Annotated in this window: 14 protein-coding genes; 8 read left to right on the top strand and 6 right to left on the bottom strand. The window is 54.1% G+C overall.

Annotated features, from left to right (window positions below; all coding sequences use genetic code 11):
* Positions 1 to 37: 37 nt before the first annotated feature.
* Positions 38 to 2,215 (top strand): YhgE/Pip domain-containing protein, encoded by a 2,178-nt coding sequence (locus tag MKX50_RS19750; protein WP_339157626.1) that lies wholly within the window; start codon positions 38 to 40, stop codon positions 2,213 to 2,215.
* Between the two features lie 74 nt (positions 2,216 to 2,289).
* Here MKX50_RS19750 and MKX50_RS19745 read toward each other — a convergent pair whose 3' ends face one another.
* Both MKX50_RS19745 and MKX50_RS19740 read right to left on the bottom strand, forming a co-directional pair.
* Complete coding sequence (locus MKX50_RS19745) at positions 2,290 to 2,706, bottom strand: polymer-forming cytoskeletal protein (protein WP_213593460.1); 417 nt, start codon at positions 2,704 to 2,706, stop codon at positions 2,290 to 2,292.
* 31 nt (positions 2,707 to 2,737) lie between these two features.
* A complete protein-coding gene (locus MKX50_RS19740) occupies positions 2,738 to 3,715 on the bottom strand; it encodes a M23 family metallopeptidase (RefSeq protein WP_213593463.1) in 978 nt (325 codons plus the stop codon).
* Between the two features lie 136 nt (positions 3,716 to 3,851).
* Between MKX50_RS19740 and cls the strand changes: the two genes are divergently transcribed.
* On the top strand, positions 3,852 to 5,282 hold the full coding sequence (gene cls / locus MKX50_RS19735; protein WP_339157625.1) for a cardiolipin synthase: 1,431 nt from the start codon (positions 3,852 to 3,854) through the stop codon (positions 5,280 to 5,282).
* A gap of 40 nt (positions 5,283 to 5,322) precedes the next feature.
* Here cls and ligD read toward each other — a convergent pair whose 3' ends face one another.
* The gene (gene ligD, locus MKX50_RS19730; protein WP_213593466.1) at positions 5,323 to 6,207 is read right to left on the bottom strand and encodes a non-homologous end-joining DNA ligase; all 885 of its coding nucleotides are present in this window, start codon (positions 6,205 to 6,207) and stop codon (positions 5,323 to 5,325) included.
* Positions 6,208 to 6,421: 214 nt separating this feature from the next.
* On the opposite strand from ligD, the gene MKX50_RS19725 reads away from it, so the two are divergent.
* Positions 6,422 to 7,369 carry an RNA ligase family protein gene (locus MKX50_RS19725; protein ID WP_213593468.1) on the top strand — a complete coding sequence of 316 codons (948 nt, stop codon included), beginning with the start codon at positions 6,422 to 6,424 and terminating at the stop codon, positions 7,367 to 7,369.
* A 3-nt stretch (positions 7,370 to 7,372) separates the two neighbouring features.
* On the opposite strand, the gene MKX50_RS19720 is transcribed toward MKX50_RS19725, so the two are convergent.
* Positions 7,373 to 8,296, bottom strand: coding sequence for a Ku protein (locus tag MKX50_RS19720; RefSeq protein ID WP_213593470.1), 924 nt, complete (start codon positions 8,294 to 8,296; stop codon positions 7,373 to 7,375).
* A 250-nt stretch (positions 8,297 to 8,546) separates the two neighbouring features.
* Between MKX50_RS19720 and tsaE the strand changes: the two genes are divergently transcribed.
* The 4 genes from tsaE to tsaD are packed head-to-tail and all read left to right on the top strand — an operon-like array spanning position 8,547 to position 11,538.
* On the top strand, positions 8,547 to 9,035 hold the full coding sequence (gene tsaE / locus MKX50_RS19715) for a tRNA (adenosine(37)-N6)-threonylcarbamoyltransferase complex ATPase subunit type 1 TsaE (RefSeq protein WP_213593525.1): 489 nt from the start codon (positions 8,547 to 8,549) through the stop codon (positions 9,033 to 9,035).
* Entirely contained in the window at positions 9,032 to 9,922 is an 891-nt protein-coding gene (tsaB, locus tag MKX50_RS19710; protein ID WP_213593472.1) for a tRNA (adenosine(37)-N6)-threonylcarbamoyltransferase complex dimerization subunit type 1 TsaB, read from the top strand. The genes tsaE and tsaB overlap by 4 nt, the downstream gene beginning before the upstream one ends.
* Before the next feature lie 21 nt (positions 9,923 to 9,943).
* Complete coding sequence (gene rimI / locus MKX50_RS19705; protein WP_213593474.1) at positions 9,944 to 10,468, top strand: ribosomal protein S18-alanine N-acetyltransferase; 525 nt, start codon at positions 9,944 to 9,946, stop codon at positions 10,466 to 10,468.
* A complete protein-coding gene (gene tsaD / locus MKX50_RS19700) occupies positions 10,459 to 11,538 on the top strand; it encodes a tRNA (adenosine(37)-N6)-threonylcarbamoyltransferase complex transferase subunit TsaD (protein ID WP_339157624.1) in 1,080 nt (359 codons plus the stop codon). The genes rimI and tsaD overlap by 10 nt, the downstream gene beginning before the upstream one ends.
* Before the next feature lie 66 nt (positions 11,539 to 11,604).
* On the opposite strand, the gene MKX50_RS19695 is transcribed toward tsaD, so the two are convergent.
* Positions 11,605 to 12,033, bottom strand: coding sequence for a polymer-forming cytoskeletal protein (locus MKX50_RS19695; protein WP_213593478.1), 429 nt, complete (start codon positions 12,031 to 12,033; stop codon positions 11,605 to 11,607).
* A complete protein-coding gene (locus MKX50_RS19690; protein WP_339157623.1) occupies positions 12,033 to 13,055 on the bottom strand; it encodes a peptidoglycan DD-metalloendopeptidase family protein in 1,023 nt (340 codons plus the stop codon). The genes MKX50_RS19695 and MKX50_RS19690 overlap by 1 nt, the downstream gene beginning before the upstream one ends.
* Before the next feature lie 296 nt (positions 13,056 to 13,351).
* Here MKX50_RS19690 and MKX50_RS19685 point away from each other — a divergent pair, with 296 nt between their 5' ends.
* Positions 13,352 to 14,182 carry a VanW family protein gene (locus MKX50_RS19685; RefSeq protein WP_213593482.1) on the top strand — a complete coding sequence of 277 codons (831 nt, stop codon included), beginning with the start codon at positions 13,352 to 13,354 and terminating at the stop codon, positions 14,180 to 14,182.
* Positions 14,183 to 14,195 lie beyond the last annotated feature (13 nt).

The following is a 14,195-nucleotide window of genomic DNA, read 5'->3' as shown; positions in this document are numbered from 1 at the left end:
TTAAATAGAGATAGAGATCTAAAGGAGAGAAGCTAAAGTGAAATCGATGTCGGTGTTTTTTAAGGATTTGGGAGCTTCTTTCAAGAAACCAAAAGTGATTATTCCTATATTGGTCGTCCTGTTCATTCCTGTCCTTTACAGCGGAATGTTCCTGACGGCATTCTGGGATCCTTACGGTAAAATGAACGAGCTGCCCGTAGCTGTTGTAAACGAAGATACTGGTGCCGAATATGAAGGCAAATCGCTGCAGGTTGGCCACGATTTGGTCGATGAGCTGAAGAAAAATGATGACTTCTCTTGGAGATTCGTCACCCGAGAGCAGGCGGACAAAGGAATGAAAAATAACGAATATTATATGAAGATCGTCATTCCAGAGGACTTCTCGTCCAAGGCGACGACCCTGATGGATGAGCAGCCTCAGCCTGCCAAGCTCATATTCGAGCCGAATGAAGGCTATAACTTCCTGGCTTCGCAAATCGGCGGCACCGCCGTGAAAGAAATTAAATCGAAGGTGTCGGCTAAAGTTACGGAAGCTTATACGGAAACTTTGTTTGACCAGGTTGAGAAAATTTCCGGAGGCTTAAGCGATGCCGGCTCTGGAGCAAGCACAATTAGCGACGGTGCTGTACAGCTGGATGAGGGAGCATTGAAGCTCAAAGAGAACTTGGCCAAGCTGGTACAGGGCACAAACCAATTGCAAAACGGCGTAACGCCTCTGGAAGAAGGCGCCGTCACGCTGAGCAAAGGCGCCAAGGATCTTCAAGGCGGAGCCTCCAGCCTGGCCAGCGGCCTGAGCCAGCTGTCTGCCGCGCAGAAGCAGCTGGAGGACGGCGCGGTGAAGGCACAGGAAGGCGGGGCGCAGCTGAATACGGGCCTGCAGGCTTCTCTGCAAGGCGCCGAGAAGCTGCAAGCGGGCCTGACGGCCGCCGAGCAGGGCAGCGCGAAGCTGCAAACGGGGCTCGAAGCCTCGCTGCAAGGCAGCGGCCAAGTGGCCGAAGGCGCCAAAGGCGTAGCGCAGGGCCTTGAGCAGCTCGCGAAGGCAAGCCCCGATTTGGCCGCCAATCCCGAGCTTGCGAAGCTGATCGCGGCGAGCAAAGCGGTGGCTGAAGGCAGCCAGCAGGTTGCTGCCGGACAGCAGGAGCTGGTGCACGGCGCGCGTGAATTGCACGGCGCCCACGGCCAGCTGCTGCAGGGCAGCGGGGAACTGGTGCAAGGCCAGCAGCAGCTCGCACAGGGCGCTAGCCAGCTGGCCAGCGGGCAAGAGCAGCTGGCGAGCGGGCTGAAGCAATTCGGCGCGAAGCTGTCGGAGGCCGCGACGGGCGGCCAAAGCCTGGCGAGCGGCGCTGCGCAGCTGAGCGGCGGAGCCGAGAAGCTGCAGGGCGGCGTTGGCCAATTGTCCGGCGGCGTCAGCACGATAGCGAGCGGCTCCAAGCAGCTGGCGGGTGGCGCCGGAGAGCTGAAGGACGGCATGGATAAACTGGCCTCCGGCTCCGGCGAGCTGGCAAGCAAGCTGAGCGAAGCCGCCGAGCAGACCTCCGGCGTGAAGAAAAGCGATGAGCTGGTCAATATGTACGCGAAACCGATCGAAATCGAGGAGCATAAAATGAATGAGGTTCCAAACTACGGCACCGGCTTCTCGCCTTACTTCCTGTCGCTGGGCCTGTTCGTCGGAGCATTGATCTCTACGCTTGTCGTACCGACCAGAGGTTCTTCGGTATCGGAGGCGACGGGATGGAACCGATTCGTGAGCCGGGCTCTCGCCTTTACGGGCATGAGCTTGATCCAATCGATTCTGTCTGCCGCTCTAATGCTTTACGTGCTCAAGCTTGAAGTACAGAGTGTGCCGCTGTTCTATTTCTTTACTTTCGCCACTAGCCTGTGCTTCATGTTCATTATTCAGGCTCTGGTAACCTGGCTGGATAATCCGGGACGCTTCCTGGCCATTCTGATGCTGATCTTCCAGCTGACGACCAGCGCAGGCACATTCCCGCTAGAGCTGATTCCGGACTGGATGAAGGTCTTTAACCCGATGCTGCCAATGACATACAGCGTTAGCGGCTATAAGGCCGTTATTTCCAGCGGAGAGTTCGGGGTTGCTTGGCAAAATCTCGGCGTCCTGGCGGGCTTTGGTGTTGCGTTCCTGATTCTCACCATGCTGTATTTCCTGCGCCGCGAGCAGCCGGGCACCGCGAGCATGACAACCGCCGAGGCTTAAGCGGATCAGGCCGAGCTAGACTAACTAATTTTATTCACTTATATCTGATGAAAAGACAGCCCAAAGCGGGGAATTCACCCTGCTTCGGGCTGTGCTGCTTTTTTGGACTTCTTGTTCGAGCTCGGAACGGGCACCGTCACGGCAGCCGGCTGCTCCATCTGGCTCGAGCCGTTCAGCAGGCCGCCTTCTACAATAACAAGCTTGGCTACATGCACGTTTCCTTCCACCAGCCCGCTGCTCGTAATCGTCAGCCGCCCTTGCGAGGCGATATCTCCGACGACCTTGCCGGCTACGATAATGTCCGCGCCTTTAATATTGGAATGCGCCTCCCCGGTTTCGCCGATGACGACCTGCCCTTGGCAGTCAATTTCCCCGCGGAACGAACCTTCGATCCGGAGGCTCGCCTCGCACTCCAGCTTTCCCTCGGCTACGCTGCCCTGGCCGATCAAAGTCCCCTGCCAGCCGGCTACTTTTTTATGATCCTTCAACATTTTTTTATCCTCCGTTCATGAATGGGATGTATTATTGCAAATAAGACAGCGGGTTAACTTTCTTGTCCCCTTTAACGATCTCAAAGTGCAGATGGGGGCCCGTGCTTCGGCCCGAGTTGCCCAGTTTGGCAATAGTCTGCCCTTTCTTGACCGCATCTCCCTCGGATACCTTGATCTCGCTGAGATGCATATACCAGCTTTGCAGTCCGTTCGGATGTTGAATTATAATGTATTTGCCCCTGGAGCGATTGCTTTCCGCGGCAATGATTTTACCGGCCGCCGCAGCATAGACCGGGTCGCCGATTTTGCCGGAAATATCAATCCCGGCATGAAAGGCCGCCTTTCCGGTAAACGGGTCGGTCCGGTACCCGAAGTTCGAAGTGAGGCGGGTAGACAATGTCGGCCACTCGGAAGGGGTTCCCGAAATGGAATACTGCGTTTGCTTGGCCTTTTGCAGTGTTGTAGGCACATTTTTCTCGATTTCATCCAGCATCGCGCTGATCTCCAGGAAATCGTCGCTCGTCTCCTGAGCCAATTCTTCAATTTCCTGATCATGTACGGCAATGAACTCGCCGCCCCTGCCTAAGGATTCATCCCAGGACAAGGAGGAGAGGGAGGACAGCTTGCCGGCATCCCCCTTGCTTCCATATTTATCTATAAAACTTTGCAGCTCTGCTTCCAGTTCGCTTACTCGTTCCATGCGATCCATCAGCTCTTTGGATTGTCCGGACAAGGTAATGACCTGACTTTGCAGCCGCTCGATCGCTTCATTTTTGTCGGTGACGATGGCTTCGAATTTAAGATTTTGCAGCCTTAGCGTATCCTCTAGGCGTGAAATGGTGTGCCCTGACTGCATTTGCAGGCTGATAATCAAACCGGAGATGGATAACAGGGCGGCGATCGGCACAGCAATCACAAACGGTTTCGATACCTGGATTTGCTTGACAGGCTGATTCGCTTCCCGCAGAACAAGCAGTGTCATGCGATGGGGTAAACTAGCACTTCTCATGGCATCTCCTTCCCGTAGATTTGATAGCTTCTATTACTTTATCTATTCCCGCGTCTCTTAAAACATGTCAAAAAAGTCATCTTGTCTCATATAGTTAGTGTTTATTGTCAATGCTGAGTGGAGGAAGGTGAAGTGAATGTGGTGGCTGGCTCTCGTACTTATCGCGTTTATTTTTCAAATCGCTACGATTCTTATTCTCGAATTTCGCAACCCGAGCAAGGCTGTAGCCTGGATGGTGATTCTGTTCCTGTTCCCGGTCATCGGCTTCATTCTGTATTACTTCGTGGCTCAGGATTATAAGAAGCGGCGAAAGCTGCGGCGCCGCGGATCCAGGGTGTTTCAGGAAATCAGGGCCAAGCTATGGCAGCAGGCCGCTATCATCGAGAGCATAGAGGAGATGGGCAATCCGGATTATCGCCATCAGGAACGGTTATTCGGCCTCCTTACGCATATTTCGGAGAGCCCTATTACAGGCTGCAACGAAACTAAGGTATTGACGGATGGCGAGAAGACTTTTGCGGCGATGCTGGCAGCAATGGAGCAGGCGAGGGATCACATACATATGGAGTCTTATATTTTTCGTGCGGATGGTATAGGACAATCGTTCAAGCGCATGATGCTCAGGAAGGCCGGGGAGGGCGTGAAGATCAGGCTGATTTGCGACGGACTCGGCAGTTATCAATTGAACAGCTCCTTTGTCAAAGAGCTTCAGGAGGGCGGAGTAGAAGTGTACTTTTTTCTGCCTCCGCTGATTGCCACGCTGGACCGGAGGGTCAATTACCGGAATCATCGAAAAATACTTGTCGTCGACGGGACGGTCGGCTTTGTAGGCGGGCTTAACGTCGGGGACGAATATTTGGGACTGGACGGCAAGCTTGGCTTTTGGCGCGATACGCATTTGCAAATCAGCGGAGACGCGGTGTATTTTTTGCAAAATGCATTTCTGGCCGATTGGCGGCTGGCCTCGGGACAGCGGGTCAATCATCCTGAGCTGTATCCGCAGCATCACTGCCTGGGCAGTGAACAGGTGCAGATCCTGACCAGCGGCCCTGATCAGCACTGGGATGCGATACAGGAAATGTGCTTTGGTGCAATCGCTGTCGCTAAACGCCGCATTTGGATTACGTCGCCTTATTTCATTCCCGACCCCAGTATTTATAATGCGATTAAGACCGCAGCCGTTAGCGGAGTCGAAGTGAACATTATTATTCCGCACGAATCCGACAGCCGGATCGTGAAGCTGGCATCGCTCTCTTATGTCGAGGAACTGCTTCAATCGGGAGTAAAGTTCTATCAATACGAGAAAGGGTTCATACATGCGAAGGTGATGATCGTGGATGACCTGCTGGCCACGGTGGGAACGGCGAATATGGATATGCGCAGCTTCTTCTGCAATTTCGAAATGACGGCAATTCTGTTCGATCAAGCGCCGATTTCCCGTTTAAGCGAGGATTTCTTGAGAGATCTTGCCGAGAGTAGGGCTATCGATTTGAAGGCATTTACCCGTCGGCCGAAGCTGCAGAGGGGGCTGGAGCTGCTGTGCAGGCTGCTCTCCCCGCTGCTCTGACCGGGGCCGGAGAGCGGGAAGCAAGCCCCTAGAGCGGCCTTTATCGCAGATGCTGAAGGATCAGCTGGACGGATTGCGTCGGGACGTCTGCAAGCAAATCGCCTTTTTGCTTCAAACGCTCCCCGATATTGTGCAGATTGAAATCGGAGGGCAGCGGATTGCTGCGCACCTCGTCCCAGGTTAAAGGCGTCGATACGTTGGCCGTAGGACGTGCCCGGGGAGTATAAGGCGCAGCTAGCGTTTTTCCGCCATAATGCTGTAAATAGTCGAAATAGATTTTGTCTCCCCGATCCTTCTTGAGCCGTTCGATGGTGAATAGTTCCGGGTATTTCTCCGTAGCATAGCGGGCTACGAACTGTCCGATCAGCCGCAGCTCGTCAAACGTTACGCCGTATTCGACCGGCACGATGATTTGCACGCCGGTAGCCCCGGAGGTCTTCGGCACCGACTGAAGCCCCAAGGAGGCCAGAATGTCTCCGACATAGGCCGCGGCCTCCATAATGCGCGGCTCCTCCTCCCGCGATGGATCCAAATCGATCATCCATTCGCACGGCAGCTGCTCGTGAACATAATGCAGCGACGGATGGAACTCAATGCACGCCAAGTTGCCGAGCCACAACAGTACCGGCAGGCTGTCCAGTACGACGTAGTCGACTCCCTCATGCATCGAGGTGCGGACGAACGACGGCAGCGGTTCAGGGGCATTTTTCTGGTAAAAAAACTTGCGCCCCACCCCGTCCGGATACCGGATCGTCGTAAGCAGGCGGTTCCGGCAGTAACGGAGCAGATAGGGAGAGATTTCAGCAAGCTTCTCCAAATAGAGCTTCTTCGTAATTCCCGCCTCGGGCCACAGCAGCTTATCGGGATTGGATATGGTGACTTCCTCACCCTCTACGAGAATCGTACCTTTCGTCGTTCTAGACATGAGCATGCTCCTTGTCATGAATGGATTTCCTTATTTTCTATTAGGCTTACCCAATTTAAACGAACTTAACACCACTAGAAGCGGTACCCTTTACATAAGAATGGAAGTAACCTGGCATGGGCAGACTTGGACAAAGAAGCATAGAAACGGCGGTACGCTGCCGCCGGTTTGTATCCGTGACCGGATCACAGAACAAGGGAATGGAGGAATGAGGATGGAGCTGAAGCCGGTAGTCCCTTTTGAGCCGGTACGTACGGAGACCCTTCCGGCAGGGCCGGAATGGATAGCGCAGGTGAAATGGGATGGGGTGCGTATACTCACCTACTACGACGGAGATATGACGCGCCTGATTAACCGCAAGGGCAATGAACGGAGCAAGCAGTATCCCGAGTTTATGAATGTCTCATCCTATTGCCGCGCGGATTCGGTCATTCTTGACGGAGAAATGATTGCGCTTGCTGGAGACAAGCCGTCCTTCCATGAGGTCATGAGGCGGGACAGTCTGCGCCGCGAGGCGGAAATACGGTTTGCGGTCAAGCAGATCCCTGCCATATATATGATTTTTGATGTGCTGTATCACAACGGAGAGTGGGTGACAGGCCGTTCTCTGGCCGACCGGCAGGAGCTGCTGCAAGAGATTGTTATTCCTAGCGGGACGATTCAGCTTGTTCCGAGCTACACCGATGGAGAGCTGCTGTTTGCCGTCATGAAGGAGCGGGGCTGGGAAGGAGTCGTCAGTAAACGGCTGGATAGCACCTATGCTTTGGGCGGCAAAGACGGGCGCTGGCAAAAGCTGAAGCTCGGCTATGATTTATATGCGGTGATCGGCGGCGTAACTTATCGGGATGGCGTGATGAATGCCCTGCTGCTGGGTCTGTATGATGAAAACGGTCAATTTGTGTATATAGGTCACACGGGCAGCGGCAAGCTGAATCAGCCGGCATGGCGCAGCCTGGCGGAGCAAATATCCATCCTGACGGTGAAGGAGCGCTTCTTTCATAACATCCCGCAGCGGATAAAGGGAGCGGTATGGACCCGGCCGCTGCTTACGGTGAAGGTGCAGTTCATGGAGTGGACTCCCGGCGGAACGATGCGCCACCCCGTATTGCAGGGGATGGCCGACGTGCCGCCGGAGAGCTGTACGGTTACGCAGGGGATATAGTGTTCAGGAAATGGTTTTCTTCGCTTTGCTTGATGTTCTCTTCTTCGGCTTTGGAGCAAGCTCGTCGTTTTGCGGAGCATCTTCACCGCCTGCCCCCGCGGCTGGTTTCTTAGCCGCCGTTTTGCGGGTACGCTTGGCCGGTCCAGGATCGGTGACGACGGGCTTGACCGCCTCGATGCTCGCCTGCAGTGCCGCCATCAGGTCGATGACATTGGTTTGCGGTTTGGCTGGGGCCAGGCTGATCTCTTCTCCGGCGATCTTTTGCTCGATGAGATGCAGCAGGGATTCGCGGTAATCGTCGGTATATTTCGCCGGCTCAAAAGGTGTGGACAGCTGTTCAATCAGCAGCTTGGCCATGGACAGTTCTTTATCGTTTACACTGATGTTCTCCGGCAGATTGGGCACTTGCGCGATCGGCCGGATTTCATCCGGATAGAAGATTGTCTCCACGGCCAGGCAGCCTTCCATGACGCGAATAGCTGCCAGACTGCTTTTGGAGCGGATTGCGATTTTGGCAATGCCGATTTTGCCGGACTGGTGCATCGCTTCCAGCAGCAGCTGATAGGCGTTCGACCCCGCTTGATCCGGGGAGAGATAGTAGGTTTTCTGGAAATAGATTGGATCGATTTCGGTCAAATCTACAAAGTCCAGAATCGTGATCGTTTTTTCGGTCTGGGCCGACAACTGCTCCAGCTCCTCTTTTTCAAACAGGACGTACTTGCCCTTCTCATATTCATATCCTCGGGAAATCTCCTCCCAGGTTGTATCCTTGTCGCAGGTAGGACAACGCCTTACATAAGAAATCGGGCTGCCGCACGCGGTATGAATGTACTTCATGGAGATGTCTTTGTCCTCCGTGGCGGAGAACATTTTGACCGGGACATGTACAAGCCCGAAGCTGATCGCACCCTTCCATACAGTATGCATCTTGTGTTTGCTCCTTTCTGTGTTCGATATTTATTTTTTGGCGGGCTGGCTGGTGTATGATGATGACGAGTTCGACGTAAATATGCGCGTAGTACCAAGGAAACTGACGAACTATCTCTATCATAGTATGGTCCAGTTTGGCTTCTCATAACCGGGCGGCTGCGGCCCAAGTTGTTGCGGGTCATGCGGCAGACCGATATAATGGGGACATACATTTTGCGTATGTAAAGGTGGTTGTATCGTAGTGGGATTGGATCAAGCTTCGGCCGAATGGGTGTACGAGGCGAAGGATTTGGAAGGGACCGGGCAGCTCGCGGCTTTCCTTGCCGCGCGGGCGACGCCGGGAACGGTCATTGCCCTGGACGGTGATTTGGGTGCGGGGAAAACGGCTTTTTCCCAGCTGTTCGCGAAGCATTTGGAAGTTCGGGATACGGTAAACAGTCCGACTTTTACCATCATTAAAGAATATGAGGGCAGATTGCCTTTTTATCATATGGATGTGTATCGGCTGTCGCTGGAGGAAGCGGAGGAGCTGGGACTGGACGAATATTTCTACGGCAGCGGCGTGACGCTGGTGGAGTGGGCTAGCATTATTGATGAAATTATGCCGGAACAGCTGCTGCGCATATATATAGAAGCCGGACCGGGCTCGGAGCGTAAAATGCATTTGACGGCCCAGGGAGAACCTTATGAGCAATGGATCACGACCTTGAGACAGAATGGAGCTGCACCTAAATGAAGCATACGATAGAGCCGCGCCAGCGGTTATTGGCGCTGGATACGTCGACGTCGTCGTTAGCCGTTGCCGTCATGGAGGGCGGCAAGCTGCTGGCTGAACGGAATATTAAGGCGGAGCGGAATCATTCCGCTTATTTAGTGACGGCGATTGAGGAAGCAATCGCTGCAGCGGGAGTAGGCAAGCAGCAACTGGACGGCATCGCCGTCGGAGTGGGACCGGGCTCCTATACCGGAGTCCGCATCGCCGTTACGACGGCCAAGACGCTGGCCTGGTCTCTGGGTTTGCCGGTATCCGCCGTATCGAGCCTGGAGGCGATTGCGTTTGGCGCTTTGGCCAGAGGAACAGCCCAGGCTCCAGAGCAATTTGCTGAGGTTATTGCTCAGGCAGCCGATGATGCGTCAGCCGGTAATGAAAATAACTCAACGTACGGGCGCGATGACGATGATGATCTATCGGCTGGTGCAGAAGCGGCGGATTATTCCGCCCAGCATTGGATTGTGCCGCTGATCGATGCCCGGCGCGGACAGGCGTATACTGCGCTGTTTAGCGCAGTAATCGGGCAAATACCGCGCCGCCTGGACCCGGATGCGATCCGGCTCGTGGCCGACTGGCGGGACGAGCTTGCCACCCGGCTTCAGGCGCTGCCTGCTGGTCAAAGGCCGGCTGGCGTATGGTTTGTTGGGGACGTGGCGGTCCATGAGGCTGCGGTTGAGGAGCTCCGGCCTTTCTTGGGAGACGCGCTGCATATCGCCGGCTATGAGCTGGAAGGGGCCTGGCTTGGCCTTATCGGTTCGGAGCAGCTTCTTCGCGGAGCCCATGACAATGTACATACGCTGGAGCCGAATTATACCCAGTTAGCGGAAGCGGAAGCGAAGAAGCTTCGTTAGCATTTCATGAGGGGGCCGGACATGGAGTCAGCAAAGTCGATACAAATGGATAAGGTGACCTTTCGTCAGATGACGCTTGAGGATATTCCCGATATTATGGTCATCGAGCACGAATCCTTCACTTTGCCTTGGAGCGAGGAGGCATTTCGCAGCGAAATGACCCTCAATCATTTCGCCAAATATCTGGTGATGGAATACGAAGGGAGCCCGATCGGGTATGCCGGCATGTGGACGGTTCTTGACGAGGCGCATATTACTAATATCGCCGTAAGAACGGCCTACCGCGGTCATCATTTGGGCGAGCTGCTGTTCCGCAGGATGATCGATTGGGCAGGCGAGCTAGGCATGCGCCGGATGACGCTGGAGGTGCGCGTTACGAATCATTCCGCCCAGTCTTTATATAGGAAGCTTGGATTTCATTCTGTCGGCACCCGCAAAGGATATTATTCCGACAATCAGGAGGATGCGCTCATTATGTGGTGCGAGCTGCCTGAGCGGGAGCCGCAGGCAGGCGAAGAGGAAGGAAGCGAAGAAGATTGGATTTGAAGCAGGATTGTTATATATTGGCGGTCGAGACAAGCTGTGACGAGACATCCGTAGCCGTTGTGAAAAATGGGACCGAGGTGCTCTCGAATTTAATTGCGAGCCAGATCGAGACGCATCAGGCATTCGGCGGGGTTGTGCCGGAGGTGGCATCCCGGAAGCACGTGGAGAGTATCACGCTCATGCTGGAGGGAGCCGTCCGGGAGGCCGGCATTTCCCTCCAGGACTTATCAGCCGTGGCTGTGACGGAAGGTCCCGGACTTGTCGGCGCTTTGCTGGTCGGCATTATGGCGGCCAAGAGTCTGGCCTTTGCCATCGATAAGCCGCTGATCGGCACGCACCACATTGCCGGGCATATTTACGCGAACCGGCTGGTGCAGGAAATTAAATATCCTTCGATTGCGCTTGTCGTGTCCGGCGGGCATACCGAACTTGTACTGATGGAGCGGGAAGGCAGCTTCAAGCTCATCGGCCGCACAAGAGACGATGCTGTCGGGGAGGCTTATGACAAGGTGGCGAGAGCGCTAGGCTTTCCTTACCCCGGCGGCCCGCATGTCGACAAGCTGGCGCTTGAGTCGGAGACCGTCGAGGTGCTTCCGCGGGCCTGGCTGGAGCCGGATTCCTACGATTTCAGCTTCAGCGGGCTGAAGTCGGCTGTGCTGAACGCGGTTAATCAGCATAAAATGCGCGGGGAGGAAGGCTACGGCCCAGCCATAGCCCGCGGTTTTCAGGAGTCGGTCATCGAGGTGCTGGTGGAGAAAGCAATTCGCGCGGTACAGTCGACGGGTGCAGTGCAGTTATTGCTCTGCGGCGGGGTTGCCGCGAACCGGGGGCTCCGGACGGCATTAGCCGAGCGGTGCGGGAAGGATCGGATCGATCTGGTCATTCCTCCTTTGAAATACTGCACGGACAACGCCGCCATGATCGGGGCCGCAGCCTACTTGAAATGGAAAAGCGGCGAGTTCTCCAGCTGGGTGCTTAAGGCGGAGCCGTCAATTACACTGGAGTCCTGGTCTGTAGGCACCTGCCCCGAGGAAGGCAATGCCCAGCTCGATGGCGGAGTACGAATGTAAATGAAGAAATACAAAAGGGCTGTCCTTTTTGAATGGGACAACCCTTTTTTTGCGGCCGAACGAATATCAAGATTTCTTCTCTGATTTCTTCTCTGAAGTAGCCGCGGCCTCCTTGCTGGCGCTTGGAACGGTTTCCGGCTGGCTGCTCATGCGGCTGCTGCCTTCAAAAACGCTGCCTTCCTCGATAGACAGGCTGGCGACCTCAATATTGCCGAACAGTTTTCCCGTTGACGTAATGGAAAGCTTGCTCATCGTCTGAATGTCCCCGGTCACAGTACCGGCGATAATAACGTTGCGCGCAGAAATATTGGACTTCACTTGCCCTTTTTCTCCGATCGTCACATCGCCCTTGCACTCAATATCCCCCGTAACCTTTCCTTCGATCCGGATGCTCGCATCCGATTTAATATTGCCTTCGAAGCTGCTGCCCTCGCCTACGAGTGTATCGGTCGTATCGGGATCTAATTTCACGGGAACGGCCTTGCTTTTGAACATTATTCATCCTCATCCTTTTCCGGTTTGATTAAATATATTTCAGGGTCGACCATCACACCGTTCTTCACCACTTCAAAGTGCAGATGGGGACCTGTGCTGCGTCCGGTCGAACCTAGCGTACCGATCACGTCGCCTTGCTTCACTTTTTCTCCTTTTGCCGTTGAAATCTCATTAAGATGCAAGTAATTTGTCGATAAGCCAGACGGGTGGCTAATGGTGACGTAATTGCCGCGCGAAGTGCTGTATCCGGCATCGGCGACGGTTCCGTCAGCCGCGGCGTAAATCAAATCGCCGATGTTTCCTTTGATGTCCAGGCCGTTATGCAGTGTCAGCTTGCCAGTAAACGGATCGAGCCGCTTGCCGAACGGGGAGGTGGTTGTCAAAGAATCCGCAGGCCAGTACGTCGGTAATATGCGCATCATTTTTTTGTACTCTGTTACCGCTTCTTTGGTTTGTTCCAGCCTTGCCTGCAGAGCGGGCATTTCCTCCAAAGAGGCGGATATGCTCTCCCTCGTCTCTTCAATAAGGGAGTCGATATCCTCTTCGCTCAGAGGGATGAGCTCGCCGCCCATGCCTTCCATACTCCTTCCGGCGTCGGAATTTTGCCATGACAAAGCCGAAGCGGACTGGATTCCGCTCCCTGTGCGTTCTCCGTTCGTAATGGATTTCAGCTCGGCCTCCAACCGCTCAAGCTCCGTCATTTTCGTTTCCAGTGTTTTGGATTTCTCGGAGAGCTCTACCAGTTGAAGCAGCAAGCGGTCGATTTCCTGCTCCTTATCGCTGACGGTCGCTTGAAGCTGCTCCGAGGACGCCGTAAGCTTGGCTTCCAAAGCGGCGATCTTAAAGGCATGGCTCCGGTTCAGCGTGAAGAGGACGAGCGCTGTGACGAGCAGCACGGCGGCGGCGACTAAGCCGGCAAGCAAATATGTGGAAGTCATTTTCAGACGAAAGACCGGCTGGGAGCCTTCAGGAACGACGAGAACAGTATAACGTTGGTTCTTGCGTTTAAATCCGAACTTCATAGCTTCCTCCTGAATCTTGTACATTAGGTTTCATGCAACATAACATAAAATCACAATCTCAAAAGAACGAGAGACGGTCGTCTTCGTTCACCAAAAGGTACTATTCGGCAAATCATTCCAATAATCCTGTCGGCAAGGAAAATATTATCGAAAATTTTTGCGAAACTGTGAAAATTGTCGAAAATGTTGCGAGTGAATCTGGAAAACGGGCAGGTTTGCAACTTTTTAGGTGAAAGGACTGTTTAATAAAGTAGATTGTGCTGGAATACATACGGAGCCAGGGGGGGAAAGGCAGAATGAGTGAAGCGATGAAGCCTGTAAAGCGATCTAAGCTGCGGGTCTGGCTTGGCACGCGATATTATCGTTTTAAACGGTATATGGAATGGTATCTGGGCGAAGACAAAATAGCCGGCACCCGCAGCTGTGATTTGCTGCCGCATGTCATTTCCGAGCATCAAAGCCCTTTGCTGAGACAGCTGAAGGATGTCGATATGTGGCTGCAGCACAATAAAATCACGAATCTGAAATTGGCGATAGCCCGGATCGACGGTTTGATTTTGCAGCCTGGAGAGACGTTCTCTTTTTGGAGGGGGGTAGGCAAGCCTTCCCGGCGAAAAGGCTACGTTGACGGCATGGTCCTCCACTATGGTAAATTTAAGCATGGGGTAGGCGGTGGGCTGTGCCAGCTTACGAATTTGCTGTACTGGATGGCGCTTCATTCTCCTCTCGAAATAAGGGAGCGGCACCGCCACAGCTATGATGTATTCCCGGACTCCGGCCGTACCCAGCCGTTTGGCAGCGGGGCGACATGCTCGTACAATTATTTGGATTTGAAGCTTTACAACCCAAGTGATGAGCCTGTGCAATTGCATGTATTTCTAAATCATGAGAATCTCGTGGGAGAGCTTCGCGCAGCAAGTCCTTCCTTGTACCGTTACGAGGTCTACGAGAGGGAACATCGGATTACGCGCGAATACTGGGGCGGCCATATTAGGCATAATTTGATCTATCGCCGTGTCTACAACTTGGACGCCGAATTGATCGAAGATTGTTATATTACCGAGAACCATGCGCTGATGATGTATGAGCCCCTGCTTGAAGCCGGGGATATCCCCAGAAGCGAATGAGACGATGGCGTGA

The organism is Paenibacillus sp. FSL W8-0186, from assembly GCF_037969765.1.
In the GTDB taxonomy this organism is placed as follows: domain Bacteria; phylum Bacillota; class Bacilli; order Paenibacillales; family Paenibacillaceae; genus Fontibacillus; species Fontibacillus woosongensis.
Note: the sequence above shows the minus strand (reverse complement) of the source record. Positions and strands in the feature narration are given on the sequence as shown.